Genomic DNA, 25397 nt, shown 5'->3' on the forward strand with positions numbered 1-25397 from the left:
ATTCGGACGAAGGGCGCCTTTCCGGGCGTCCCTCTTTGCCGACGGTCCGTGGCGTCAGATCGCCTTGCCGGCCCGCCCCGCCAGTTCGTTGACGTATTGCCAGGCGACACGGCCGGAGCGGGCTCCGCGGCGGCGCGACCATTCGAGCGCGTCGGCCTGGTCCCAGTCAAGGGCGAAATCCTGCGCATAGCCGCCGATGATGGCGAGATAGGCGTCCTGGTCGCAGTTGTGGAAGCCGATCGAAAGGCCGAAGCGGTCGGCCAGCGCGAGCTTCTCGTCCACGATGTCGCGGGCGTTGATCGGGTCGTCCTGCTCGGCCATCGTGCGGCCCACGATCGCCCGGCGGTTGGAAGTGACGGCAAGGCGCACGTTCGCGGGCCGCGCCTCGACACCGCCTTCCAGCCATGAACGCAGGATGCGCGGGCCTGCGCCGTCCCCTTCCTCGAAGCCGAGATCGTCGATGAAGACGAGGAAGCTGCGCTCCACCGTGCCGAGCGCGGCGAAAAGGGCGGAGACGCCCGAAAGCGCTTCCTGCGCCACCTGCACCAGCGCGATCCGGCCGGGATGCGCCTGGTCTGCGGCCTTTACCGCAGCGCGCAGCACGGCCGACTTGCCCATTCCGCGCGAACCCCACAGCAGCATGTCATGCGCGGCATGTCCCGCAGCGAGCCGCTCGACGTTGGTGACCACGCGCTCCTTCTGGGTGTCGATGCCGCGCAGCAGCGAAAGGGCAGGGGCGTCCAGCTTCTCCACCCCGCGCGCCGCCTCGCCCGTCCACACATAGGCGGGGTGGGCCAGCCAGTCGGTCCGCACGGGCGCGGGCGGAGCCAGGCGTTCCAGCGCCTGCGCGATGCGAGTCAGGAGTTCGGGGCTGTCGCCGGAGGCATTCGGGGCGGACGTCATCGATGCGCTTTTCCTTGGCTTTCGTCGCGGGCGGCTATAGCGGCGAGGCATGGAACACGCCACCCAGCCCATCATGCTCGACACCGGTCCGGAAGGCGTCAGCGCCGCGGGCCGCATGCTGCAGGACGGACGGCTCGTGGCAGTGCCCACCGAAACGGTCTACGGCCTCGCCGCCCGGGCGGACCGGGACGAGTCTGTCGCGGCGATCTACCGCGCCAAGGGGCGGCCAAGCTTCAATCCGCTGATCGTCCACGTAGCGGATATTGCCTCGGCACAGGCTCTGGCCCGGTTCGACGCGCGCGCGCACGCGCTTGCCCGGGCGTTCTGGCCGGGCGCGCTGACGATGGTGCTGCCGCTACGGGAAGGCGCGCCAATCGCGCCCGCAGTGACGGCAGGGCTTCCCACGCTGGCGCTGCGCTGCCCCGCGCATCCCGTGATGCAGGCGGTGATCGCGGCGGCAGGCGTTGCGCTGGCCGCGCCTTCGGCCAACCGCAGCGGCGGTGTCAGTCCGACAGAGGCCGCGCATGTCGTCGCCTCGCTGGGGAGCAATGTCGATGCGGTGATCGATGGCGGCACCTGCGAGGCGGGGCTGGAATCCACCATCGTCGCCCTGCGCGAAGATGGCCGCTGGCAGATCCTGCGGCCGGGACCGATCGCCGAAGCGCGGATCGCAGCCGTGCTGGGCATTGAAAGCGAGCCAGTCCTTTCAAAGGCCATCGAAGCGCCGGGCCAGCTGGCCAGCCACTATGCGCCGGGGAAGCCGGTGCGCCTGAACGCGCTCTCGGCCGAGCCGGACGAGTTCCACGTTGGCTTTGGCCCGGTGGCAGGCGATGCATCCCTGTCGGCGAGCGGCGACCTGGTAGAGGCGGCGGCGCGGCTCTACGCGCTGCTGCACGAGGCCGCGGCTGCGCCTCGGCCGCGAATCGCGGTGGCGCCGATCCCGGGGGGCGACATCGGCGCGGCCATCAACGACCGGCTGAAGCGCGCCGCCGCCTGATCGGCAGACGCGGTTGCACTCAATAGCGGCGAAGGTCTTCGATGCGGGCGTAATCGTCGCGTGCAGCGTCGCAGGCCTGTTCGTCGCCCTCGCGGCACTTGCGCAGGTTCTTCTGATAGCGCCGATCGATCTTGCCGATCTCCTCCTCGCGCTTGCGCAGTTCGCGGCCGCGCTTCTCGTCGGCCTCGGACTGGCTGGTGGTCGTCCAGTCCACCGCCTTGCCTGCGACGCGGACAGGCGCGGTGACGACGCTGGCGACCGTGCGGACACAGCCGGTGAGCGTGACGAGGCTGGCGGCAGCGGCCAGCAGAAGGGCAGGGCGGTTCATGGCGGGACCACCGTCCCACGCCGGAGGCAAAGGTGCAACGACCGAATGCGGCGGGCCGGGAGCGATGCGGGGCACCATGCGGGCCGGATCACGAAAAAGGCCGCCTCCCGGGTGGGAAGCGGCCTTCATTGTTCCACGTGGAACGCGGCGGTGAAAACGCCTCAGGCGGTCTCGGCCGTGTCGTAGTACTTGGGCGCGTGCTCGTTCAGGATCGCCAGGATCTTCTTGAGCGCGGCGGGTTCGTCGGTCTTTTCCATGGCGGCAAGCTCACGCGCCAGGCGCGAGGAGGCAGCCTCGAATATCTGGCGCTCGGAATAGCTCTGCTCGGGCTGATCGTCGGCGCGGAACAGGTCGCGCGTGACTTCGGCGATCGACACGAGGTCGCCCGAGTTGATCTTGGCTTCGTATTCCTGCGCACGGCGCGACCACATGGTGCGCTTCACCTTGGGCTTGCCGGTGAGCGTCTGCAGCGCTTCGCGCAGGGTCTTGTCGGACGATAGCTTGCGCATCCCGATCGACTCGACCTTGTTCACCGGAACGCGCAGGGTCATGCGTTCCTTCTCGAACCTCAGCACATAGAGTTCGAGCTGCATCCCGGCAATTTCCTGCTTCTGCAACTCGATGACCCGACCTACGCCATGCTTCGGGTAAACGACGTAATCTCCAACATCGAAGGCATCGGCCCTGGTTGCCATGTATCGTCCTTTCACCTGCAGGGTTCCCGTTGTCCCGAACTGGGAGAAAACCGGGAGGTGCGACATGAGGGCACATGAAAGCCCTCGCCGCCCGGTCAGATCACTCTCCCAACCGTCTGCTTTCGAACCCTGCCTCACATATGAAAAAGCCTGCCGAACGAGCAGAGGGCCCGGGCAGTTGCACGCTTATATATCACCGATGCGCGAAAATTGCCAGAGGCGCAAAAACGTTTTCACGTCGCGCCTCCGGACGGGCCTTCAAGGCCCTCAAATCGATGCTGTTCGCGCGAGCCGCGCCTTTGCGCAGAGCGGGACTCCGCCGCTGCGCGCGCGGAAAAACTCAGTCGCCCTCGCCGGGTTCGGGCGAGAAGAACTTCTCGAACTTGCCTTCCACGCTCTTCATCTCGTCGGCATCGGCCGGCGCATCCTTGCGCGTGGTGAGGTTGGGCCACTCCGCCGAGTACTTGGCGTTGATCTCCATCCACTGCTCGAGACCGCTTTCCGTGTCGGGAAGGATCGCCTCGGCCGGGCACTCCGGTTCGCAGACGCCGCAGTCGATGCACTCGCTGGGATTGATGACGAGCATGTTCTCGCCCTCGTAGAAGCAATCCACGGGGCAGACTTCCACGCAGTCAGTGTACTTGCACCTGATGCAGGCGTCGGTGACGACATACGTCATGAGTGCACAATCCTTCCTTCAGGCACCATTCGAGTGGGCCGCTGCTATGGGATCGACGGGCCTGCCGTCAAGCACTCTGTAGCAGCCCTGGGCCTCGCCGGCGGGGCCACGGCGGACTGGAATGGAAAGAACTTCTATCACCCGCACTCCCGCAGCTATCGGAACGGTGAGCACATCGCCCACGGCGATCTTCTGGTGAGCCCGGTCCACCCGCCGCCCGTTGAGGCGGATGTGCCCTTCCTCGGCCAGGGCCTGCGCGAGCGGGCGGGTCTTTGCGAGGCGCAGGAACCAGAGGAGCTTGTCGATCCTCACGCGGCGGTCCGGCGGGGCATCAGCGCACCATGTCCGCGAGCGCGGCGAAAGCGCCGTCGCGCCGGGCGGGAGCGGCGACTTCGGGCTCCACGTGGCGGCGGGGCGGACGCCAGCGCCAGCGCAGCGGCGCGGGCGGGCCATGCGCGCCGTCCGCCAGGGGGCGCGGCGCGATAGGCTGGAAGCCGCCCATCCGCAGCAGCCGGGCATAGCTGACAGTGGTAAGCCCCATCGATACCGCACGGGCCGGCTCGAGCGTGAAACCGGTGCGCGCCTGCTCCGCCTCCTTCCTGCTTGCGCCGCCTCGGCTGCGGCCCTTGCCACGGGGGCCCTTGCCGCCAGTCGCCCTGTCGGCCGCCGCGATCGTGCCGGTGCGGGCATCGTGCGCCTCGCGCAGCAGCTTGTCGGCGATGTCGAGGCGCAGGAGCTGCTTGCCAAGATTCCGGTAACCGGGGGGCGGACGGCGGTTGCCGGCGGGAAGGGCGGGGGCCATGCGCGGATCGGGCGCAGCCGCGGCGGGCTTGCCGGCGACGGCTGCAAGCTGGCGCCACAAGCCGATCGCCTGCGGGCGCAGCATGGCCGGCACATAGAGATCGAGCGCGCCCACCCGCACGCCGAGCCGCGTCAGCATGGTCCGGCGTGCCTTGTCGAGCCGGTCCACCCCGGTCTGCTCGCGCGGGGCCATGCCGCCGCGATCGACAAGCGCGATCAGCAGCGCGCGAAGCTCGGGCCCGGATTCCTGTGCGCGGCTGGCGTCGTCCAGCTTGCGCAGCGGTGCGAGTGGCTCCAGCGCGGCCTCCAGCCAGGCCTCGAGAGCGGCGACAAGCGCCTTGCGCGACGGGCCGGGCACGGCATCGAGCGTGCGGTCGGGGACCAGCACCGGCGCCAGCAGCGAACGGCCGGGCGCCAGCACGGCAAGCTTCTGCCCATCCCACACGATCGCCCCATCCCGAAGCGCGACATCGGCGCTGCCTTCGTGAAGGGCTTCCACCAGCGCGTCCGCACGGGTCTGGAGCAGACGCGCGAGGTGCTTTTCGGCCGCAGCCAGCAGCAGCTTGCGGTCGGTGAGGCGCGCGCCCGGATCGACCTGGAAGGCGAAGCCGCGCAGCGAGCCGATGTGCTCGCCCTCGACCAGCACTTCCTCGTCCTCGAGCCGCACGGAGAGCAGCCCGGCATCGGGTCCGAGCTTCTTCATCAGCACGGCGGTGCGCCGGTTGATGAAACGCTCGGTCAGCTTGCCATGGAGGGCGTCGGACAGGCGCGCTTCCACCGCGCGGGCGCGGGCGGCCATCTCGTCTCGGGCGAGGACCCAGTCCGGTCGCTGGGCGATATAGGCCCAGGATCGGATGGCGGCGATGCGTCCCTGCAGCGTGTCGATGTCACCCCCTGTGCGGTCGAGCTGGGCGATCTGGCCGGCGACGAAATCGGCGCCGAGTTCGCCCTGCCTCAGGTCCTGCCACAGGCGGGCGACGAAGCGCGAGTGCGTCTCCACGCCCTGCTGGCGGAAATCGGGCAGCCGGCACACGTCCCAGAAGCGGCGGACCTGCCCGTGCCCGCGCACCGTATCGGCGACCGCGCCTTCGTCGGCGAGGCGCTTTAGCACGCCAAGGTCGATCGCCTCGGGCGCAGGAGCGAGTTCGGGCCGGAGGGGCGGCGTCTCCAGGTCGGCGATGAGGGCGGCGAGACTGTCGAAGCGCGGTTCGGGCTCGCGCCAGAACAGGCGCGTCAGGGGCGCGAAGCGGTGTTCCTCGATCGCATAGACTTCCTCGGCGTCGAACTCGGAATCGTGACCGCCCGAGCCGGTCAGCGTGCCGAAAGTGCCGTCCTTCTGGTGGCGCCCGGCGCGCCCGGCGATCTGCGCCATCTCGGGCGGGGTCAGGCGGCGGTGGCGGCGCCCGTCGTACTTCGACAGGCCCGCAAAGGCGACATGCTCCACATCGAGGTTGAGACCCATGCCGATCGCGTCAGTGGCGACGAGATAGTCCACCTCTCCCGACTGGTAGAGCGCCACTTGCGCATTGCGGGTCTGGGGCGAAAGCGCGCCCATCACCACCGCGGCGCCGCCCCGGAACCGGCGCAGCATCTCGGCGATGGCATAGACCTGCTCGGTGGAGAACGCGACGATGGCGCTGCGCGGCGGCACCCGGCTCAGCTTCTTCGCGCCCGCGTGGCTGAGCGTGGAGAAGCGCGGACGGGTGACGACCTCCACGCCGGGCACCAGCGCGCGCACCAGCGGCTCCACCGTGGAGGAGCCCAGGATCATCGTCTCCTCGCGTCCGCGCGCATGGAGCAGGCGATCAGTGAAGACGTGGCCGCGCTCGCGGTCGGCGGCGAGCTGCGCCTCGTCGATGGCGACGAAGGCCATCGAGCGCTCGGTTACGGGCATGGCTTCGGCGGTGCACAGGAGATAGCGCGCGCCCGGCGGCTCGATCCGTTCCTCGCCGGTGATGAGGGCGACGCTCTTCTCGCCCTTGATCTTCACCACCCGATCATAGACCTCGCGCGCGAGGAGACGCAGCGGGAAACCGATCATGCCGCTGGAATGGGCGCACATGCGCTCTATCGCGAGGTGGGTCTTGCCCGTGTTCGTGGGCCCGAGCACGGCCTTTACCCCAGTAGGGGTTTCGCTTCGGGCCGAGGCAGTCCGATCTTGAGCCATTGCACTGGGGAATGTGGCACCGCAGCCCGCCGCCCGCAAGACTCGCCCCGACGAAAGTCTGCGCGCAAATCCACAATCTTAGGGGGGTCTTAACCTTGTATCGCCATGGGAAACGCGCAAGGCCGCTCCGGCGGGTGGACGGGTTGTGAAGGACCGCGCGTTTGTTCAGGGCGCTCAAGCAGGACAGCACCGATCGTCGCGGCGAGCATGCCGGCGATGTCGACAAGGCACCGACGGCTGCGGTCGATGCCGCGCGGGCAACTGCGCGCTCCTCGCGTGAGGCCTCGCTCGTCCTGGCCTTTCCCGCCCCGCACACTGCCGAGCCGATCCACCAGACGCCGCCGGCTGCTGTCGCGGCGCCGGCACGGCTCGCACGCTGGCGCACCGCCATCGAGGGCTGGTGCGAAGGCAGGGACCTTGCTCCCGACCTTGCCGTGGACATCGGCAGCGCCAGATGGCTGCGCGGCCTCGCCACCATGCTGGGCCTTGGCGCCGCCGCCATAGCCCTGTGCCCGGACTTCACCGCGGTCGATGTCGCGAGCGCCATGCCGCTCGACACGGCTGCAGGCGACGAGTTTCGCAGCCAGTCGATCGCGCCGCTCGCGCTCGGCGGCGACAGCGGGCGCCGCATGGGTGCGACGCCGCTGGTGCGCCCCCTGGCGAACGTGCCGGAGCGCCCGCTGATTCAGATGGTGTCCACCTTCGGCAGCGGCGATAGCCTGGCCCGCATGCTCGGGCGCGCGGGGCTGGGCGCGGCGGACATCGCGCAGGTCTCCGGCCTCGTGGGCGGTGTCGTGCCCGCAGACGGCATCACGCCGGGCACGCAGTTCGACATCGCGCTGGGCAAGCGCCCGGCAGCCGGCGCGCCGCGTGCGCTCGAGGCGCTGGCCTTCCGGGCCCGTTTCGACCTTGACCTTTCGATCGAGCGCAAGGGCGGCGCACTCGCGCTGGAGCGCCATCCCATCCGCGTCGACGAGACGCCGTTGCGGATCCGTGGAACCGTGGGCTCCAGCCTCTATCGATCCGCCCGCAATGCCGGGGCGCCGGTAGCGGCCATCCAGTCCTACCTGCGCGCGCTCGACAAGTACGTCAGCCTCGAAAGCGATCTCGGCGCGAAGGACCAGTTCGACATCATCGTTGCCTACAAGCGCTCCGCCAAGGGCGAGAAGCAGGTGGGCGATCTACTCTACGCCGGGGTCGAGCGGGGCGGGAAACCCAGTTTGCAGCTGGTGCGCTGGGGCGGGGAGGGCGGCATGTTTCCGGCCACCGCCGTCGGCCAGGCGCGCAGCGTGCCGATCGGCCAGCCGGTGGCGGGACGCGTGACTTCGCCCTACGGCGCGCGGCGGCACCCGATCCTGGGCTATGTGCGAATGCACGCCGGGATCGATTTCGGCGCGCGCTACGGCTCTCCGATCTATGCCGTGGCGGACGGCACCGTCGCGTTCGCCGGTCGGCATGGGGGCCACGGGAACTATGTGCGCCTGCGCCATGGCGGCGGGCTCGATACAGGCTATGGCCATATGAGCCGCATCGCGGTTTCCGGCGGCACGCGGGTGCGGGCAGGGCAGGTCATCGGCTATGTCGGCTCCACCGGGCTTTCCACCGGGCCGCACCTTCACTTCGAGGCCTATCGCGGCGGGCGCACGATCAATCCCGCAGGCATAGCGGTGACCCAGCGACCGCAGATCGACGGGCGCGAGCGCGATGCCTTCAAGGCAAGGCTCCGCGCGCTGATGGGCGTGGCTCCGGGCGCGGCGCTTGCCTCCATTGCCGAGAGCGGGGCAGAGGCCGACATGCCCCGGCGCGAGATCGACAAGCTGGCTGACTGAGGACGGCGCGGGAAACCCCGCGCGCGTCGTACTTCGCAACGCCCTCGCGATTGAACGCGGGGCGGTTTTGCGGCAAGCAACGCGCCATGACCGGCACTTATCCCCACACCCGCCTTCGCCGCACCCGCGCCACCGCATGGAGCCGCGCGCTCCACCGCGAGACCGCGCTGACCGCGGCCGACCTCATCTGGCCTTTGTTCATCACCGAGGGCGAAGGCGTGGAGCAGCCGATCGCCGCGCTGCCGGGCGTCTCACGCTGGTCGGTGGACGGGATCGTCGCGCGCGCGCGCGAAGCGGTCGAGCTTGGCATTCCCGTGCTCGCCCTGTTCCCGCACACCCAACCCGAACGCCGCAGCGAGGACGGGGCCGAAGCGCTCAATCCCGACAACCTGATGTGCCGCGCGATCCGCGCCGTGCGCGAAGACCTGGGCGACCGGATCGGCCTCCTCACCGATGTCGCGCTCGATCCCTATACCAGCCATGGGCAGGACGGGCTGATCGACGAGGCGGGCTATGTCCTCAATGACGAGACGGTGGAGGCGCTGGTCGGGCAGGCGCTCAACCAGGCGAACGCGGGCGCGGACATCATCGCCCCCTCCGACATGATGGATGGCCGCATCGGCGCCATCCGCGACGCGCTGGAGGATGCGGGCCACGTCAACGTCCAGATCATGAGCTATGCCGCCAAGTACGCCTCTGCGTTCTATGGCCCGTTCCGCGATGCGGTGGGATCGCGCGGTCTGCTCAAGGGCGACAAGAAGACCTATCAGATGGACCCCGCCAACACCGAGGAAGCGCTGCGCGAGGTGGAGATGGACCTTGCCGAAGGCGCGGATACGGTGATGGTGAAGCCGGGCCTGCCCTATCTCGACATCATCCGCCGGGTGAAGGACACCTTCGAGGTGCCCGTCTTCGCCTATCAGGTCTCGGGCGAATACGCGATGATCGAGCATGCCGTAACGGCAGGCGCGGCCGACCGCGACGCGATGGTGATCGAAACGCTGACCGCGTTCAAGCGCGCGGGCGCTTCGGGCGTGCTGACCTACCACGCGGCCCATGCCGCGCGCCTGCTGAACCATCGACCTGCCAGCTGAGATGTTCCACGTGGAAACATCCCGCCTCCTCCTGCGCGACTGGCGGGAAGGCGACCTTGCCCGCTTCGCGCAGGTGACGAATACGCCTGCCGTCATGCGCTGGCTCGGCGGGGTGATGGACGCGGACAGGCTTGCCGCTTTCGGCGAGCGCGTTACCCGCCTGCAGGAGCGGCTGGGGCACACCTTCTGGGTGGTGGAGCGCAAGGAAGACGGCGCGATGCTGGGCTTCTGCGGCCTCAAGCAGATCGATGCGCCGGGCGCGAGCTTTCCGGGCGAGATGGAGATCGGCTGGCGCCTGCGCGAAGACGCATGGGGGCAGGGCTATGCGAAGGAAGCCGCCAGCGCCTCGCTGGACCTTGGCTTCGGCCGCTTCGGCGCGAGTGAGATATTCGCGCTCACCAACATCCTGAACACCGCCAGCTGGGGGCTGATGTTGTGGCTTGGCATGCGGCGGCGCGACGAGCTGGCCTATGTCGATCCGCGCTTCGAGCCGCCGATCGGGGACGTCATCGTCCATTCGCTGACCGCCGCCGACTGGAGCGGGGCAATGGCATGAGGGGCAAGCGCGTGAGGGGCGGCATGAGGGGAAAGCGCGTGAAGGGCCGCTTCACCCGACACAATCGCCGCGCTGCGCCGTGAGCCCGGCGGCGGGCGGCACCCGGGCAGCCAGGCCGCTGTTCGTGGCGACGATCCTCGTCGGCAGCTTCCTCCTGTTCCTCGTGCAGCCGATGGTCGCGCGCATGGCGCTGCCCCGTCTTGGCGGCGCGCCGAACGTTTGGAACAGCGCGATGCTGGTGTACCAGGCGCTGCTGCTTGCAGGATACGCCTACGCGCACCTGCTCGGCCGCTTCTCGCTGAGACGACAGGCGGTCATCCACCTTGCTCTCCTGCTGCTCGCCGCACTGACGCTGCCAGTGGGACTGGCCACGCTTGCGCAGCCTGCGGGACTTCCCGAAGCCCTGTGGGTGCCGCTGCTGCTGGGCTTCAGCATCGGTCCTGTGTTCTTCGTCGTATCGGCGCAGGCGCCGCTGATGCAGCGCTGGTATGCCGCCGGTGACGGCGCCGGGCAGCCATGGGCGCTCTATGCCGCTTCCAACCTCGGCAGCTTCGCGGGGCTTCTCGCCTATCCGTTGCTGGCCGAGCCGCTGCTGAGCCTGCGCGCACAGAGCCTTGCCTGGAGCGCGGGCTTCGGCCTGCTGGTCCTGCTCGTCGCCTGCGCCGCCTTCACCCGCCGCGCCGCGAAGTCCACCCTCACCGCTTCGTCGGGAGAGCGGGGGAGCGACGGCGGGTCGGGTTCGGAGCCCATCCCCGCCCGCACCGTCGGGCTGTGGCTGCTGCTTTCGGCCGTACCGTCCGGGCTCATGCTCTCGACCACGACGCATCTCACCACCGACATCTTCGCGATGCCGCTGATCTGGGTCATCCCGCTCGGCCTCTATCTCCTGAGCTTCGTCATCGCCTTTGCGGACGGGTGCGGGGCGGTTTCCATGGTGAGCCGGGGCGCGCCGGTGGTGGTGCTCTATGCGGGCAGCTTCGCCATGCTCTCCACCGGTTCGGGCACGCTGTGGATGGCGGGCGCGGCCTGCCTGATGCTCTTCTGCGTGGCGGTGTCGCTGCACGGAAGGCTGTACGATCTGCGGCCCGGCCCCGGTCAACTCACGCGGTTCTATCTCGTGATGTCCGCAGGCGGCGCGCTGGGCGGCCTGTTCACCGCGCTGGCCGCGCCGCTGGTGTTCGACTGGGCCTGGGAGCACCCGCTGCTGGTCCTCTCCGCAGCGCTGCTCATGCCGCTGGAGCCGCTGCTGCGCTGGCGCGGCGAGGACACCGACCCCGGCATGGCGCGCATCGCGCTTGGACTGATCCTTGCCTTCGCGGGGTTTCTCTCGTGGCAACTGAGCGAATACGCCATGCGCCCTGAAAGCAACCTGACCGCGCTGGCGCTGACGATCTTCCTCGTCGGATCGGGGCTGATGGTGATGGCCTGGCGCGCGGCTTTCGTGGCGGTGCTGGCGATGGCCATGGTGGGGCAGGGCGGCGCCTGGACCATCCAGGCAAGCGCAAGGGGCGAGCGCACGCGCAGCTACTTCGGCATCTATACCCTGCGCGATGATCCCGACGAGCAGGTGCGCACGCTGGCGCACGGCACCACGCTGCACGGCATGCAGTCGCTAAGCCGCGCCCGCTCGCGCGAGGCGCTGACCTACTACGGCCCGACCTCCGGCGTGGCGCTGGCGCTGCGGGCGGTGCCGCGCATCCTCGGGCAGCGCGCGCAAGTGGGCGTCGTCGGGCTGGGCACCGGCTCGCTCGCCTGCCAGGCGCAGCCGGGACAGCGCTGGACCTTCTTCGAGATCGACCCGGTCGTGCTCGCCTTCTCGCGCCAGGGGCAGTTCACGTTCCTGCGCCAGTGCACGCCCGAAGCCCGGGTGATCCTGGGCGATGCGCGGCTGAAGCTCGCCGATCTTCCGCCCGCCTCGTTCGATGTGCTGGTGATCGACGCATTCTCGTCCGACGCGATACCGATGCACCTCCTCACGCGCGAGGCGCTGCAGGTCTACCGCCGCGCCCTTTCGCCGCGCGGGCTGCTGGTGCTGCACATCTCCAACCGCTACATCGACCTTGCGCCCGTGATCGGGGCGAATGCGCGCGACGGGGCCCTGCACGCGCTGTCGCGGCTGGACTACCCGGGAGACACTACCCGCTACACCCCCTCGCGCTGGATCGCGCTTTCGGCCGACCGCGGGGTTCTGGCAGGGCTTGCGCAGGGCGAGGCGGATAGCCCATGGTCGCCGCTCAAGGAACAGGCGCCGAGGCCCTGGACGGACGATCACGCGTCCATCCTCCCCTACGTGCGCTGGGACAGGCTGACAGGCACACCATGACTGCGACGCGCACCGACATCACCATCGCCGCCATCCACGGCAAGGCGCCGAAGATCCATTCCAGCGCCTTCATCGCGCCGGGCTGCCGGATCATCGGCGATGTCGAGATCGGCCCCGATGCCAGCATCTGGTACAACTGCGTGATCCGCGCCGATGTCCACCGCGTGGTGATCGGCGCGCGCACCAACATTCAGGACGGCTCCATCGTCCATTGCGACAGCCCCAAGCCGTCCAACCCGGATGGCTTTCCCACCATCATCGGCGACGACGTGCTGATCGGCCACCTTGCCATGGTGCATGGCTGCACGCTGGAGGACCGCGCCTTCGTGGGGCTTGGCGCGATCGTGATGGACGCGAGCTACATCGAGGCAGACGGAATGCTGGCGGCAGGTGCGCAGCTCACCGGCAAGCGCATCGGCGCGCGCCAGCTCTGGATCGGGCGCCCCGCGAAGTACGTGCGCGATCTCGACGATGCGGCCATGGCAGCAAACCGCGCGGGGGTCGCGGGCTATGTCGCCAACGGGCGCATGCATGCCGAGGCGCTGGGTCTCACGTCCTGATGGCGAGGGCAAGGACTGCGCTGCCGCCAGCAGAGGCGCTGCGCAGCCTGGTCGATGCGGAAGGGCGGCTTGCGCTGCACGTCACGCCGGGCGCACGCATGCAGGCGCTGGAGATCGCGGACGGCCGCCTTTCGGCCAAGGTCCGTGCCAAGCCGCAGGATGGCGAGGCGAACGACGCCGTTCGCGAACTCCTTGCACAGGCGCTTGGCCTCGCGCCTACGCGCGTCGTGCTCGTGAAAGGCGCCACATCGCGCGAAAAGCAGTTCCGGATCGGCTAAGCCGCGTCGGTGGGGCAGGGCAGCGGCCTGGACACCGGTCTCGCAGCAGTGGCCCTCAGCGTGCCATCCCGCGCGCCAGCCTTGCCAGCGTGTCGCTCATGCTGGCCGCGATCAGCGAGGGCTGCGGCGCCACGTCGGCGATGGCGCGCTCCATGGCCTCGGCCCACTGGCCCGCAGTCTCGGCATCGATGGGCATGGCGCTATGCAGGCTCATCATGCAGCGCCCGGGGTTCTCCTCGAACCAGTCGCGCGGGCCGCCCGCCCAACCGGCCAGGAAGCGCGGCAACGAGGCACGCACCCGGGCGAGATCGGCCGCGTGCATGGCGCGAAGACGGGCATAGGCCGGATCGGTGTCCATCAGGTCGTAGAACCGCGCCGCGATCGCCTCGAACACGGGCGCGCCGCCAAGGCGCTCGAACGGCGATGGCGCGCTGGCGGCTGGAGAAGCTTCGGACGGGGCGGACAACATCGATCTCCGGGGGCAGGCAGGTTCAGCTTACCCTTCTATCCAGGATGTTTCACGTGGAACCTTGATCGGGGTCAATCGCGAATGAGGCCGCGCAGCGTCTCCAGACGGTCCGCCTCATGCGCCGGCTTGTCGGAGCGGATGCGGTTGATGCGCGGGAAGCGCATCGCCACGCCCGACTTGTGCCGCTTGCTCGCATGGACCGAATCGAACGCCACTTCGAAAACCAGCGTGCGGTCCGTCTCGCGCACCGGACCGAAGCGGTTGACGGTATGGTTGCGCACATAGCGGTCGAGCCACTTCAGCTCCTCGTCGGTGAAGCCGAAGTAGGCTTTGCCGACGGGAAGCAGCTCCGCGCCTTCATCGGGATTGCCGTCCCAGCAGCCGAACGTATAGTCGGAATAGAAGGAGCTGCGCTTGCCGGAGCCGCGCTGGGCATACATCAGCACGCAGTCGATCAGCAGCGGATCGCGCTTCCACTTGTACCACAGGCCCGTCCTCCGGCCCGCGACATAGGGACTGTCGCGCCGCTTAAGCATGACGCCTTCGATCGCATCGTCGCGCGCGCGCTCGCGGATGGCGGAAAGCTCGGCGAAGTCGGCCGCCGGGATGACGGTGGAGAGGTCGAACCGGTCGGGCTCCAGGCGAGGGAGCAGGGCCTCCAGCGCCGCGCGCCGCACGGTCCATGGCAGGGCGCGCAGGTCCTCGCCTTCCAGGATGAGTACGTCGTAAAGGCGCACGAAGGCGGGATATTCCTCGCGCATCTTGCGGCTGACGGTCTTGCGGCCGAGCCGCTGTTGCAGGGCATTGAAGCTGGCAGCACCGCCCTGCGTGCGCTCATTCGCCTCGCCGCCCTGGTGGACGCCGCGCACCAGCAGTTCGCCGTCGAGCACGGCGTCGATGTGCAAGGCTTCGGCAATCTCGGGGAAAGTGCCGGAAATGTCGTCGCCCGAACGCGAGTAGACGCGGGTCTCTCCACCGGCGCGCACCACCTGCACGCGGATGCCGTCCCACTTCCATTCGGCGGCATAGTCGGCAAGGTCGACCTGCGTCTCCTCCAGCCCGTGCGCCAGCATGAAGGGGCGGAACAGCGGCAGGTCCTCGCTGCTCGGCGGCTCCGCGCCATGCGCCGCCCAGTCGAACAGCGCAGAGTAGGGCGGCGACTGGCCGTGCCAGTGCTCCTCGACGTCTTCCACCGCGACATCGAAGGCCTGCGCGAACGCGGTCTTGGCAAGCCGCGCCGAGATGCCGATGCGCATCGCGCCCGTCGCCATCTTGAGCAGGGCATAGCGCCCGTTCGCATCGAGCCTGTCGAGCAGGCGGGGCAGCTCCGTCATGACGTTCGCGCGGGTCATGCGTGAAAGCGCGTCCACCGCCTGTGACACCGTGGGCGGGGAAGGGGCCTCGGCGGGTTCGGGCCAGAGCAGGCTGGCGGTCTCCGCCGAATCGCCTACGTAGTCACGGCTCAGTGTCCAGAGCACCGGGTCGATGCGTTCGGTCAGGAGGTTGCGGATGGTGGAGCTCTTGACCGCCGGGAAGTCCAGCCCGTCGGTCAGCGCCGCCAGCGCCCAGCCCCGGTCGGGATCGGGCGTTTCGCGCAGGTAGTCGGCCAGGAGCTTGAGCTTGGCGTTACGGCTGCGGGTATAGACCAGCGCGTCCAGCAGGGCGGCGAAATCCTCCATCAGCGGACGGCACCGGATAAGTACCGATGCCGGGCGCCGTCGTGGTCAGCGGCCTCAATCATCCTCGTCCTCATATCCCACGAGAGCCAGTGCCCGGGCCCGCCGCTGGTTGAGCTGGCACCAGCGCAGCATCGCTTCCTCGCGGCCATGGGTGATCCACGTCTCCGCCGGGTTCACATCCTGCACGGTGCGGGTCAGCTCGTCCCAGTCCGCGTGGTCGGATATGATCAGCGGCAGTTCCACCATGCGCTGGCGGGCGCGCTGCCGCACCTGCATCCAGCCCGAGGCCATGGCGGTGATCGGCTCGGGCAGGCGGCGGCTCCAGCGATCGTTGAGCGCGGACGGCGGAGCGACGATCACGCTGCCCGCCAGATCCTCGCGCCGTGCGTCGGACACAAGGCGCAGGTCGCCAAGCGCGATGCCCCAATCCTCGTAGAGCCGGCACATGCGCTCCATCGCACCGTGGAGCCAGATGGTGTCGTGGTGCCCGGCGCGGCGAAGCTCGGCAATCAGCCGCTGCGCCTTGCCGAGCGCATAGGCGCCCACCAGCACGCAGCGCTCCGGGTTGGCCGCAAGGGCGGCAAGCAGCTTGGCGATCTCCTGCTCCACGGGTGGGTGGCGGAAGACGGGGAGGCCGAAAGTGGCTTCGGTGACGAGGACGTCGCAGGGCGTTACTTCGAAAGGAGGGCAGGTGGGATCGGCGCGGCGCTTGAAATCGCCGGTGACGATGATCCGCTCGCCGGCGTGTTCGAGCAGGATCTGCGCGGAACCCAGGACATGGCCAGCGGGAATCCACGTGGCGTGGACGCCGCCCGCCAGCGCGATCCGCTCGCCATAAGGCACCGGCACCGCGCCGTCCTCGGTGGCATAGCGCAGCTTCATGATCGCCAGCGTCTCGGGCGTGGCGAAAGTCTCGCCGTGGCCGCCGCGCGCGTGGTCGGCATGGCCGTGAGTGACGAGCGCGCGGTCGACAGGGCGGGCGGGATCGATCCAGCAGTCCGCCGGGACGACATGGATTCCCCAGGGCTCGGGTCTGATCCAGGAGAATTCACGGGCCATGGATGAGAAAAGGGCCGGGAACCGCGTGGTTCCCGGCCCTTGTCGATGGGTCAGCTTCGATCAGGGTTGTACCTGCCGGGCGGGCAGGCGCCCGCGTCAGTCGTCCGAGCTGGTCTCCGGCTGGTTGCCGGGCTTGCGGGCCGTGCGGGCAGGTGCCTTGCGCGCTTTGGACACGCGCGGGGCCGAAGGCGTCAGCTCGAAATTGAGCCCATCGTCCTTCACCGAGACGTGAACCTCGCCGCCGTGCGCGAGCTTGCCGAAGAGGAGTTCCTCGGCGAGCGGCTGCTTGACCTTCTCCTGAATGACGCGGCCCATCGGACGCGCACCGTAGAGCTTGTCGTAGCCGCGGTCGCCCAGCCAGGTCCGCGCGTCCGAATCGAACTGGATGTGGACGTTCTGGTCGGCCAGCTGCAGTTCGAGCTGGAGGATGAACTTGTCCACCACCCGGCTGATCGTGTCCTTGGCAAGGTAGGCGAAGGGCACGATGGCATCGAGGCGGTTGCGGAATTCGGGCGTGAACATCTGCTTCACCGCTTCTTCGCCAGCGTCCGCCTTCGACGTGTCGCCAAAGCCGATGCCCTGCCTTGCCATGTCCGACGCGCCCGCGTTGGTGGTCATGATCAGGACCACGTTGCGGAAGTCCACGGTCTTGCCGTGGTGGTCGGTCAGGCGGCCGTTGTCCATCACCTGCAGCAGGATGTTGAACAGGTCGGGATGCGCCTTCTCGATCTCGTCGAGCAGGAGGACGCAGTGCGGGTTCTGGTCGATCGCATCGGTCAGGAGGCCGCCCTGGTCGAAGCCAACATAGCCCGGAGGCGCGCCGATCAGGCGGCTGACCGAATGACGCTCCATGTATTCCGACATGTCGAAGCGCTTGAGCTCGATGCCCATGATCTGGGCGAGCTGGCGCGCGACCTCGGTTTTGCCGACGCCCGTGGGGCCGGAGAACAGGAACGAGCCGATCGGCTTGTCCGGATCGCGAAGTCCGGCGCGGCTGAGCTTCATGGCGGTGGAAAGGACGGTGATCGCCTTGTCCTGCCCGAACACCACGCGCTTCAGGTCACGCTCAAGGTTCTCCAGCGCCTTCTTGTCGTCCGAAGAGACGGACTTGGGCGGGATGCGCGCCATTGTGGCGATCACCTGCTCGATCTCGCGCGCGGTGATCGTCTTCTTGCGGCGGCTGGGCGGCACCAGCATCTGCATCGCGCCCACTTCGTCGATCACGTCGATCGCCTTGTCGGGCAGCTTGCGGTCGTTGATGTAGCGCGCCGAAAGCTCCACCGCGGTCTTGATCGCGTCGGGCGTATACTTGACCTTGTGGTGCTCCTCGAAGGCGGTGCGCAGGCCCTTGAGGATCTTGATCGTATCCTCGACCGTGGGCTCGTTCACGTCGATCTTCTGGAACCGGCGCAGCAGGGCGCGGTCCTTCTCGAAGTGGTTGCGGAACTCCTTGTAGGTGGTCGAGCCGATGCAGCGGATCGTCCCGCCCGAAAGCGCGGGCTTGAGGAGGTTCGATGCGTCCATCGCGCCGCCGCTGGTCGCGCCGGCCCCGATCACGGTGTGGATCTCGTCGATGAACAGCACCGCGTGCGGCATCTTCTCCAACTCGGAGACGACCTGCTTCAGGCGTTCCTCAAAGTCGCCGCGATAGCGCGTGCCCGCCAGCAGCGAGCCCATGTCGAGCGAATAGATCACCGCCTCGGCCAGCACCTCGGGCACTTCGCCTTCGACGATCTTGCGGGCAAGGCCCTCGGCGATGGCGGTCTTGCCCACGCCCGGATCACCCACGTAGAGCGGGTTGTTCTTGGAGCGGCGGCACAGGATCTGGATCGTGCGGTCCACTTCGGGGCCGCGCCCGATCAGCGGGTCGACCTTGCCGTTCAGCGCCTTCTCGTTGAGATTGACGGTGAACTGGTCGAGCGCGGAATCCTTCTTGTTGCCGGCGGCGGCCTTGGCCTCGTTCTTGTCCTCGGGCGTGGGAGTGCTGTCGTCCGCCGCGCCCTTCGGGCCGCGCTCCTCGACGCGCTTGCCGCCCTTGCCGATGCCGTGGCTGATATAGCTGACCGCGTCGAGCCGGCTCATGTCCTGCTGCTGCAGGAAGTAGACCGCATAGCTGTCGCGCTCGGAGAACAGGGCGACGAGCACGTTGGCGCCGGTCACCGTGTCCTTGCCCGAGGACTGGACATGCAGGATCGCGCGCTGGATCACGCGCTGGAAGCCCGCGGTCGGGGCGGGGTCGCCCTTTTCCTCGGTCTTGAGCGACTGGTATTCCTGATCGAGGTACTGGCGCACCACGTCGCCCAGATCACCCAGGTCCACGCCGCAAGCCTGCATGACCTGGGCCGCGTCGGTGTCGTCGATCAGCGCGAGCAGCAGGTGCTCGAGCGTCGCGTACTCGTGGCTGCGCTCAGACGCGTGAGACAGAGCCGAGTGCAGGGTCTTTTCAAGGCTTTGGGCGAAACTGGGCATTTAAGCGACCTTCATTTCGAGGGACGACTCTCCTTGCGGGGGAGCTTGGCGGGCTAGAGGTTTCAGCGACGATATAGGAACGATCAGGACCGTTGCGAGGTTGCCGCCAATTGCCCCCGCATCGGAGCCTTGTGACAAGGCCGGGTGGCAAGGCTGGCGCCTTCAAGATGATCGCGGCCTGAACAGCGCGTCGGCGGCGAGCCGGTGGGCCGAGGACTTGTTTCTATGGGCGCGGACCCGTTCGATCTCGGCTTCCAGAAGGGCGATGCGTGCGTCGCATTCGTCCAGCGAATAGCGCTCCAGGCTTTCGCTGGCGAGGAGGCTGGCAGCGCCGAAGTCTCCTTCGACAAGCCGCCGCCGCGGTCGATCGTCGTCGTCCATTGCAAAGCAGCATCGGACGGTATCCCCTGGCTGTCAATGGGGCGAAAGGTGTTCCCCGTAGCCGCTTGCTGTGGCAACACACCCCCGATGTCAGCTGACGCCGCGCCTGCGAATCCGCCCGCTACTATGACTGCTATGGGCTATGACGAGCCCGGTGGGCCCGAAGTGCTCCGCGCAGAGACGCTCGACGTGCCGGTGCCGGGGCGCGGCGAAGTGCTGGTCAAAGTGGCCTTCGCCGGCGTCAACCGGCCCGATGTCGTGCAGCGGCAGGGCAACTATCCGCCGCCGCCCGGTGCCTCGCCTATTCCCGGGCTGGAGATCTCGGGCACTGTCGCGGCCGTGGGCGAAGGCGTGGACGGCATTGCCGTGGGCGAGCGCGTCTGCGCGCTGGTCGCGGGCGGAGGCTATGCGCAATATTGTATCGCCGATGCCGGGCACTGCCTGCAGGTGCCCGCCGGGCTCGCCATGGACGAGGCGGCGGCGCTGCCTGAGACGCTCTTCACCGTCTGGCACAACGTTTTCGAGCGCTGCTGCGCGCGCGAGGGAGAGACGCTGCTGGTGCATGGCGGCACCAGCGGGATCGGCACGATGGCGACGATGCTGGGGCGCGCCTTCGGGCTGACGGTGATCGTCACCTGCGGCTCGCCCGACAAGTGCGCCGCCGCACTTGGTATCGGCGCCCACCACGCGATCGACTACAAGGCCACCGATTTCGTGGAGGAAGTGGCCCGGATCACCGAAGGGCGGGGAGTGGACCTCGTGCTCGACATGGTGGCGGGAAGCTATGTCCCGCGCAACCTGAAGTGCCTTGCGCCCGAAGGCCGGCATGTGACCATCGCGGTGCAGGGCGGGACCAGGGCCGAGATCAACATGGCGGTGGTCATGTCGCGGCGCTACACGCTCACCGGCTCCACGCTGCGGCCGCGCTCGGCCCAGTTCAAGACGCTGCTGGCGCAGGAGATTCGCGACAACGCCTGGCCGCTCGTCGCCGAAGGGGCGCTGCGGCCGGTGATGGATACGCGCTTTCCACTGGCAGAGGCCGCCGCCGCGCACGCGCGGATGGAAGCGGGCGACCACATCGGCAAGATCGTGCTCGAGACCTGAGGCGGTCCAAAGCCGAAGACCGCAAAGCCGGCGCGCGCCTGCGGCAGCGAAAAGGTTCCACGTGGAACGTCGCGGCGGGGCTGCGGTGAAGTGCCGCGATTTTCGAGCCTTTTACTTGCCGAATCCGCGAAGATCGCCTAGATCGACCCGGTTCGGCCGCTCCGCAAGGGGTGGCCCTTATTGTTTCCGCCGGAGATAGAGACATGAGCCAGCCCACTCCGCTGATGCCGCACGCGACCGCTTCGTGGCTGGTCGACAGCACTGCCCTGACGTTCGAGCAGATCGCAGAGTTCTGCGGTCTTCACATGCTCGAAGTCCAGGCCATGGCCGACGATCTGGCATCCAGCAAGTATACCGGACGCGATCCCGTACGCTCGGGCGAGCTGACGATGGAAGAGATCGAGAAGGGGCAGGCCAACCCCGAGTACAAGCTGCGCATGCACAAGGTGCCGCTCGCGCAGAACCGTACCAAGGGCCCGCGCTACACCCCGGTGTCCAAGCGCCAGGACAAGCCGGACGGCATCGCCTGGATCCTGCGCAATCACCCCGAGGTCTCGGACGCGCAGATCGGCAAGCTGATCGGCACCACGCGCAACACGATCGCGGCCATCCGCGACCGTTCGCACTGGAACATCAACAACATCACGCCCAAGGATCCGGTGACGCTCGGCCTGTGCTCGCAGCGCGAGCTCGACGCCATCGTCGCCAAGGCCGCCAAGAAGGCAGGCATCGAGGATGACGGACTGAGCGACGAGCGCCTGTCCGACGATCGCTCGGCGCTGATCGAGGAACTGCGCGCCGAGCGCCAGGCTGCCGTACAGGCCGCCAGCGAAGCGGCCCAGGAAGCCGAAGTCGCCGCATGGCTCGAAGCCAAGCGGGCAGCCCAAGCACAGGAACGCGGCGAGTAATCGCCGGAACGCCGCAGGCACCTTCGCGAACATGCGCGGGTGCCTGCGGGCGGGCTTCTTTCTGAACTTGAAGTAAGCGGAACGGCCTGCGGTCGGCCGCTATGCGGCGCTACAGGCGAGCCTAATCAGGCGCGCTTCTTTACGGTGCGCGCCCGTGACTGCCTGCCCTTGCCGCAAACCGGCCGCGCAGGCCTGCCAGCTTATTCCGCTGCTGCGGGCAGGATCAGTTCGGCCTCTGCGGCGGGGAGGCGGGCGATTGCCGGCGGCATCTGTCCGCCGTTGGGGCTGAGGCGCCCTTCGAGCCGCGCACCCTGTTCGATGGTCAGCGCGTCGTAGGCCACGTCGCCTTCGATACGCGCCGTCTTGAGGATGACCACCTCGCGCGCGGCGACCGAACCGCGCACAAGACCGGCGATACGCACGGTTTCGGCGCGCACCGCGCCGGTGATCTCGCTTCCCTCACCCTGAACGAGCGCGTTGCAGCTGATGTCGCCGTCGACGCTGCCATCCACGTGGAGATCGGCGCTTGCCGAGATGTTGCCGGTGATCGCGGTGTCCGAGCCGAGCATCGAAAAGCTCGTGCCCGCCGCGCTGACGGCGCGGGCGCTGATGAATGCCTTGGCCATGTCCGTCTCTCTCCTTCTGACGCTTACTTGTGGGTTCCGCCGCTGCTGGATTGGCCGGCAAACTGGCCATTGCGCGCGGCTTCCAGGAACGGGCGCGGATTGACCGGGCGGTCGTTCACGCGCACCTCGAAGTGCAGGTGCGGCCCGGTCGATCGGCCGGTGCTGCCCATGGCGGCGATCAGGGCGCCTGCCTCGACCTGCTCCCCGACTTTCGCATGGAAGCCGGAAAGGTGGCCGTACCGGGTCATCAGTCCGTTGCCGTGAGTCACTTCCACGCAGTTTCCGTAGCCGGACTTGATTCCCACGAAGGTGACGCGGCCCTTCGCGGCGGCGTAGATCGGCGAGCCCATCGGGCCCGGAAAGTCGAGCCCGGCGTGGAACGCGGCGCCGCCGGTGAACGGGTCGGAACGATAGCCGAAGCTGGAGGAGACATAGGCGACATGCGCCGGGCTGACCTGCGGGATCGAGGCGAGGCCCCGTTCCAGCGCATCCATGCGCGCAAGGCTGCGGCCCATCCGGCGGAAGCGCGGATCGACGCTGCCGTCTGCCGAGGTCACCAGCTTGATGAGCGGACCACCTTCACCGGTGCGCGCCCGGGCCGCCATCGCGTCAGGATTGAGGCCGAGATTGCGAATCGCGTCCGTGGCCACTTTCGAGCGCAGTTCGGCGTAGCGGGTCAGCCGCTCGACGAGCGCCAGCTGCCCGGCCTCGACCCTGGCGAGCTCGCTGCCGTCCGGCATCGCGGCGCTGATCTTGGTGGCGGGCTGCTCCTCCTTGGGAGCGAGGGCACCTTCGTCTGCCGGGATGTCGCCGATGTGGGCGTCGACCAGCTGTTCGATGAACTGCTGGCGCCGTCCGAGGTCGGCGGCGACCGCGTCCACGCTCTGGTGGTAGCGGGCGACCTTGCCCTCGGCCCGCGCGACCCGCGCCTCCCGCTGCGCAAGCGAGGCCTGTGCCTCGGCGGTGGATGCCTGCGACAGCGCGATCGCGCCGAGCGACACGCACCACGCGCCAAGCACCGTCACGGCAACGCCCGCCGCGATCTTCTGGCTCCGCGACGAAACACGGATGAAACGGACCTGTCCCTTCGACCGCATGATGAACTCGCGATCAGGGAACGCAGTCCTGAGGCGCTGCAGGAGCGCCCCGGCTGATGTGGATAACAAAACGACCCCGCTTGGATTCTATGTCTCAGTCCCGGATGTGCCCGCTAGCAGCCGGCATTCGCGTTGGCGAATCGACTCGCCCCGCGACCGTGCGGAATCAGGTCGAGCCGGGAGGAACCAGCGGCGAGTTGAGGGATATAACTCGGTTTGTCATTTTCAGCACCGGAACGAGCCGTTTCGTGCCTGCGTCGAACTGCCAGAATGCGACCGTCCTTTGAGCACAAGGTGACGTTCGCAAGACAGACTCGCCATCCCTGCCGGGCGGTGACAAGGCCGCGTGCCGGTGCTAGCCCGGCGCCATGGACATGCAGAGCAATCCCGGCGACGCGGCAGGCACACAGGCCGTTCAGGAAACCCCCGAGGCGCTCGTCGCGCGGCTGGCGAAGGATGGACGGGCCGCACAGCGCGTGCTCGCCCGCCTGTCGCCGGACCGCAAGGCACAGGCGCTGCGTGCCGCCGCCGCCGCGCTGCGCTCCGCCCATGGCGACATCCTTGCCGCCAACGCGCAGGACATCGCCGCAGGCCAGGCGAAAGGCCTTTCCGCGGCGCTGCTCGACCGGCTGCGGCTCGATGAGGTTCGCCTGCAGGGCATTGCCGATGCGTTGGAGCAGGTCGCCGCTCTTCCCGATCCGGTGGGCGAGGTAATCTCCGCCGCCGAGAGGCCCAACGGCCTGCGGCTTTCGCGCGTGCGGATCCCGATCGGCCTGATCGGCATCATCTACGAAAGCCGGCCCAACGTCACGGCGGACGCGGCGGCGCTCTGCCTGCGGTCGGGCAACGCGGTGCTGCTGCGCGGCGGTAGCGAGGCGCTGCACTCCAACCATGCCATCCACGCAGCGCTCGTGGCGGGGCTGGAGAGCGAAGGCATCCCGGCGGCCGCCATCCAGCTCGTTCCCACGCAGGACCGCGCCGTGGTGGGCGCCATGCTCACCGCGGCCGGGCTTATCGACATGATCGTGCCGCGCGGGGGCAAGAGCCTGGTCGCGCGGGTGCAGGCCGATGCGCGGGTGCCCGTGCTCGCCCATCTCGACGGGATCTGCCACACCTACATCCACGCCGCCGCCGATCCGGAGATGGCCCGCAACCTCGCGCTCAACGCCAAGATGCGGCGGACCGGGATCTGCGGGGCGATGGAGACGCTGCTGCTCGACACCCAGTTCCCCGCCAGCGAGGCGGTGGTCGCCGCGCTGCTCGATGCGGGCTGCGAACTGCGCGGCGACGCGCGCGCGCAGGCGCTCGACCCGCGAATCGGCACGGCGAGCGACGAGGACTGGGACACCGAGTACCTCGATGCCGTGCTCTCGGTGGCGGTGGTGGACGGGATCGAGCCGGCGCTGGAACACATCGCGGCGCATTCCTCGCACCATACCGACGCGATCGTGACCGCGGACGGCGAGGCGGCCGAGCGCTTCCTCGACGAGGTCGACAGCGCCATCGTCATGGTCAACGCGTCCAGCCAGTTCGCCGACGGGGGCGAGTTCGGCCTCGGCGCCGAGATCGGCATCGCGACCGGCCGGCTTCACGCACGGGGCCCGGTCGCGCTCGAAGGCCTCACCACCTACAAGTGGCAGGTGCGCGGCTCGGGGCAGGCGCGGCCCTGACCGCCCGCATGGTTCATGCCGGGATGCGGCGCGCGGGAGGGGCGGTCGGCCTGCTTGGCGGCAGCTTCAACCCGGCCCATGGCGGGCACCGGCGCATCACCCTGTTCGCGATGAAGGCGCTGGCGCTGGACGAGGCGTGGTGGCTGGTATCGCCCGGCAATCCGCTGAAGCCCGCAAAGGGCATGGCGCCGCTTGCCACACGGGTCGAATCGGCCAGGCGGCAGGCGCGGCGGTCGCGAATCCGGGTGACCGCCATCGAGCGTGAACTCGGCACCCGCTACACGGTCGACACGCTGCGGGCACTCTTGCGCCGCTACCCGAAACGCCGCTTCGTCTGGCTCATGGGGGCCGACAATCTCGCCCAGCTGCACCGCTGGAAAGACTGGCGGACGATCGCGCGGATCATGCCGATTGCGGTGATCGCCCGTCCGGGGTATGATGGCGTTGCCCTCGCGAGCCCCGCGATGGCCTGGCTGGGCCGCCACCGGAAGCCCGTGACCAGTCTTCGCGACCCGGAAAGGTGGAGCGCACCCGCGCTAGTGACATTGCGATTCGACCCCGATACGCGGTCGGCAACGGCGATACGCCAGGCCGATCCGGACTGGGCACGAAGATCAGTAAAGCGATCTTCGCGGGATGCAGTCACGCACCGCACCATTCCGGGAACGGCAGAGTGAGCGGCCTTGCGGCCCCTTTCCTGCGCAACCGGCACATCGAGCACACGA

At 68.6% G+C, this 25397-nt stretch carries 24 protein-coding genes; 11 read left to right on the forward strand and 13 right to left on the reverse strand.

What is annotated here, in order from left to right:
• Positions 1–54 precede the first annotated feature (54 nt).
• The gene (locus GR702_RS02490) at positions 55–903 is read right to left on the reverse strand and encodes a DUF815 domain-containing protein (protein WP_160984343.1); all 849 of its coding nucleotides are present in this window, start codon (positions 901–903) and stop codon (positions 55–57) included.
• A 49-nt stretch (positions 904–952) separates the two neighbouring features.
• On the opposite strand from GR702_RS02490, the gene GR702_RS02495 reads away from it, so the two are divergent.
• Positions 953–1900 (forward strand): L-threonylcarbamoyladenylate synthase, encoded by a 948-nt coding sequence (locus GR702_RS02495; RefSeq protein WP_160984344.1) that lies wholly within the window; start codon positions 953–955, stop codon positions 1898–1900.
• A gap of 19 nt (positions 1901–1919) precedes the next feature.
• Here the strand turns inward: GR702_RS02495 and GR702_RS02500 are convergent, their stop codons facing one another.
• The 5 genes from GR702_RS02500 to GR702_RS02520 all read right to left on the reverse strand — a co-directional run bounded on the left by GR702_RS02500 (position 1920) and on the right by GR702_RS02520 (position 6570).
• A complete protein-coding gene (locus tag GR702_RS02500) occupies positions 1920–2228 on the reverse strand; it encodes a hypothetical protein (protein ID WP_160984345.1) in 309 nt (102 codons plus the stop codon).
• A 161-nt stretch (positions 2229–2389) separates the two neighbouring features.
• Positions 2390–2923: a CarD family transcriptional regulator gene (locus GR702_RS02505; protein ID WP_160984346.1), complete on the reverse strand. Its 534-nt coding sequence runs from the start codon at positions 2921–2923 to the stop codon at positions 2390–2392.
• Between the two features lie 340 nt (positions 2924–3263).
• A complete protein-coding gene (gene fdxA, locus GR702_RS02510; protein WP_160984347.1) occupies positions 3264–3602 on the reverse strand; it encodes a ferredoxin FdxA in 339 nt (112 codons plus the stop codon).
• Positions 3603–3620: 18 nt separating this feature from the next.
• A complete protein-coding gene (locus GR702_RS02515; RefSeq protein ID WP_202408027.1) occupies positions 3621–3914 on the reverse strand; it encodes a S4 domain-containing protein in 294 nt (97 codons plus the stop codon).
• A gap of 19 nt (positions 3915–3933) precedes the next feature.
• Positions 3934–6570 carry a helicase-related protein gene (locus tag GR702_RS02520; protein ID WP_160984349.1) on the reverse strand — a complete coding sequence of 879 codons (2637 nt, stop codon included), beginning with the start codon at positions 6568–6570 and terminating at the stop codon, positions 3934–3936.
• Positions 6571–6731: 161 nt separating this feature from the next.
• Between GR702_RS02520 and GR702_RS02525 the strand changes: the two genes are divergently transcribed.
• The 6 genes from GR702_RS02525 to GR702_RS02550 all read left to right on the forward strand — a co-directional run bounded on the left by GR702_RS02525 (position 6732) and on the right by GR702_RS02550 (position 13210).
• On the forward strand, positions 6732–8399 hold the full coding sequence (locus GR702_RS02525; RefSeq protein ID WP_160984350.1) for a M23 family metallopeptidase: 1668 nt from the start codon (positions 6732–6734) through the stop codon (positions 8397–8399).
• A gap of 86 nt (positions 8400–8485) precedes the next feature.
• Positions 8486–9493, forward strand: coding sequence for a porphobilinogen synthase (gene hemB, locus GR702_RS02530; RefSeq protein ID WP_160984351.1), 1008 nt, complete (start codon positions 8486–8488; stop codon positions 9491–9493).
• 1 nt (position 9494) lies between these two features.
• A complete protein-coding gene (locus tag GR702_RS02535) occupies positions 9495–10049 on the forward strand; it encodes a GNAT family N-acetyltransferase (protein ID WP_160984352.1) in 555 nt (184 codons plus the stop codon).
• A 79-nt stretch (positions 10050–10128) separates the two neighbouring features.
• The gene (locus GR702_RS02540) at positions 10129–12372 is read left to right on the forward strand and encodes a fused MFS/spermidine synthase (protein WP_160984353.1); all 2244 of its coding nucleotides are present in this window, start codon (positions 10129–10131) and stop codon (positions 12370–12372) included.
• The gene (locus GR702_RS02545; RefSeq protein WP_160984354.1) at positions 12369–12932 is read left to right on the forward strand and encodes a gamma carbonic anhydrase family protein; all 564 of its coding nucleotides are present in this window, start codon (positions 12369–12371) and stop codon (positions 12930–12932) included. Before GR702_RS02540 ends, GR702_RS02545 begins: the two co-directional genes overlap by 4 nt.
• Positions 12932–13210: a DUF167 domain-containing protein gene (locus GR702_RS02550; RefSeq protein ID WP_160984355.1), complete on the forward strand. Its 279-nt coding sequence runs from the start codon at positions 12932–12934 to the stop codon at positions 13208–13210. Before GR702_RS02545 ends, GR702_RS02550 begins: the two co-directional genes overlap by 1 nt.
• A 55-nt stretch (positions 13211–13265) precedes the next feature.
• On the opposite strand, the gene GR702_RS02555 is transcribed toward GR702_RS02550, so the two are convergent.
• From GR702_RS02555 to GR702_RS02575, 5 genes are all read right to left on the reverse strand, one after another.
• A complete protein-coding gene (locus GR702_RS02555) occupies positions 13266–13676 on the reverse strand; it encodes a globin domain-containing protein (protein ID WP_237449500.1) in 411 nt (136 codons plus the stop codon).
• A 74-nt stretch (positions 13677–13750) separates the two neighbouring features.
• On the reverse strand, positions 13751–15358 hold the full coding sequence (locus GR702_RS02560) for a cisplatin damage response ATP-dependent DNA ligase (protein ID WP_160984357.1): 1608 nt from the start codon (positions 15356–15358) through the stop codon (positions 13751–13753).
• A 54-nt stretch (positions 15359–15412) separates the two neighbouring features.
• On the reverse strand, positions 15413–16417 hold the full coding sequence (locus GR702_RS02565) for a ligase-associated DNA damage response exonuclease (protein ID WP_160984358.1): 1005 nt from the start codon (positions 16415–16417) through the stop codon (positions 15413–15415).
• Positions 16418–16513: 96 nt separating this feature from the next.
• Positions 16514–18886 carry an ATP-dependent Clp protease ATP-binding subunit ClpA gene (clpA, locus tag GR702_RS02570; protein ID WP_160984359.1) on the reverse strand — a complete coding sequence of 791 codons (2373 nt, stop codon included), beginning with the start codon at positions 18884–18886 and terminating at the stop codon, positions 16514–16516.
• 162 nt (positions 18887–19048) lie between these two features.
• The gene (locus tag GR702_RS02575; protein ID WP_160984360.1) at positions 19049–19267 is read right to left on the reverse strand and encodes a DUF1192 domain-containing protein; all 219 of its coding nucleotides are present in this window, start codon (positions 19265–19267) and stop codon (positions 19049–19051) included.
• A 126-nt stretch (positions 19268–19393) separates the two neighbouring features.
• Between GR702_RS02575 and GR702_RS02580 the strand changes: the two genes are divergently transcribed.
• Positions 19394–20371 carry an NAD(P)H-quinone oxidoreductase gene (locus GR702_RS02580; protein WP_202407990.1) on the forward strand — a complete coding sequence of 326 codons (978 nt, stop codon included), beginning with the start codon at positions 19394–19396 and terminating at the stop codon, positions 20369–20371.
• Positions 20372–20574: 203 nt separating this feature from the next.
• Entirely contained in the window at positions 20575–21279 is a 705-nt protein-coding gene (locus tag GR702_RS02585; RefSeq protein ID WP_160984362.1) for a DUF1013 domain-containing protein, read from the forward strand.
• A gap of 200 nt (positions 21280–21479) precedes the next feature.
• On the opposite strand, the gene GR702_RS02590 is transcribed toward GR702_RS02585, so the two are convergent.
• Positions 21480–21905, reverse strand: coding sequence for a bactofilin family protein (locus tag GR702_RS02590; protein WP_160984363.1), 426 nt, complete (start codon positions 21903–21905; stop codon positions 21480–21482).
• Between the two features lie 23 nt (positions 21906–21928).
• Complete coding sequence (locus tag GR702_RS02595) at positions 21929–23002, reverse strand: M23 family metallopeptidase (RefSeq protein ID WP_237449501.1); 1074 nt, start codon at positions 23000–23002, stop codon at positions 21929–21931.
• 374 nt (positions 23003–23376) lie between these two features.
• On the opposite strand from GR702_RS02595, the gene GR702_RS02600 reads away from it, so the two are divergent.
• A complete protein-coding gene (locus tag GR702_RS02600; RefSeq protein ID WP_419880279.1) occupies positions 23377–24672 on the forward strand; it encodes a glutamate-5-semialdehyde dehydrogenase in 1296 nt (431 codons plus the stop codon).
• 23 nt (positions 24673–24695) lie between these two features.
• A complete protein-coding gene (locus GR702_RS02605) occupies positions 24696–25349 on the forward strand; it encodes a nicotinate-nucleotide adenylyltransferase (RefSeq protein WP_160984465.1) in 654 nt (217 codons plus the stop codon).
• The last annotated feature ends 48 nt before the right edge of the window (positions 25350–25397 follow it).

The organism is Novosphingobium silvae, assembly GCF_009856825.1.
Taxonomy (GTDB): Bacteria; Pseudomonadota; Alphaproteobacteria; order Sphingomonadales; family Sphingomonadaceae; genus Novosphingobium; species Novosphingobium silvae.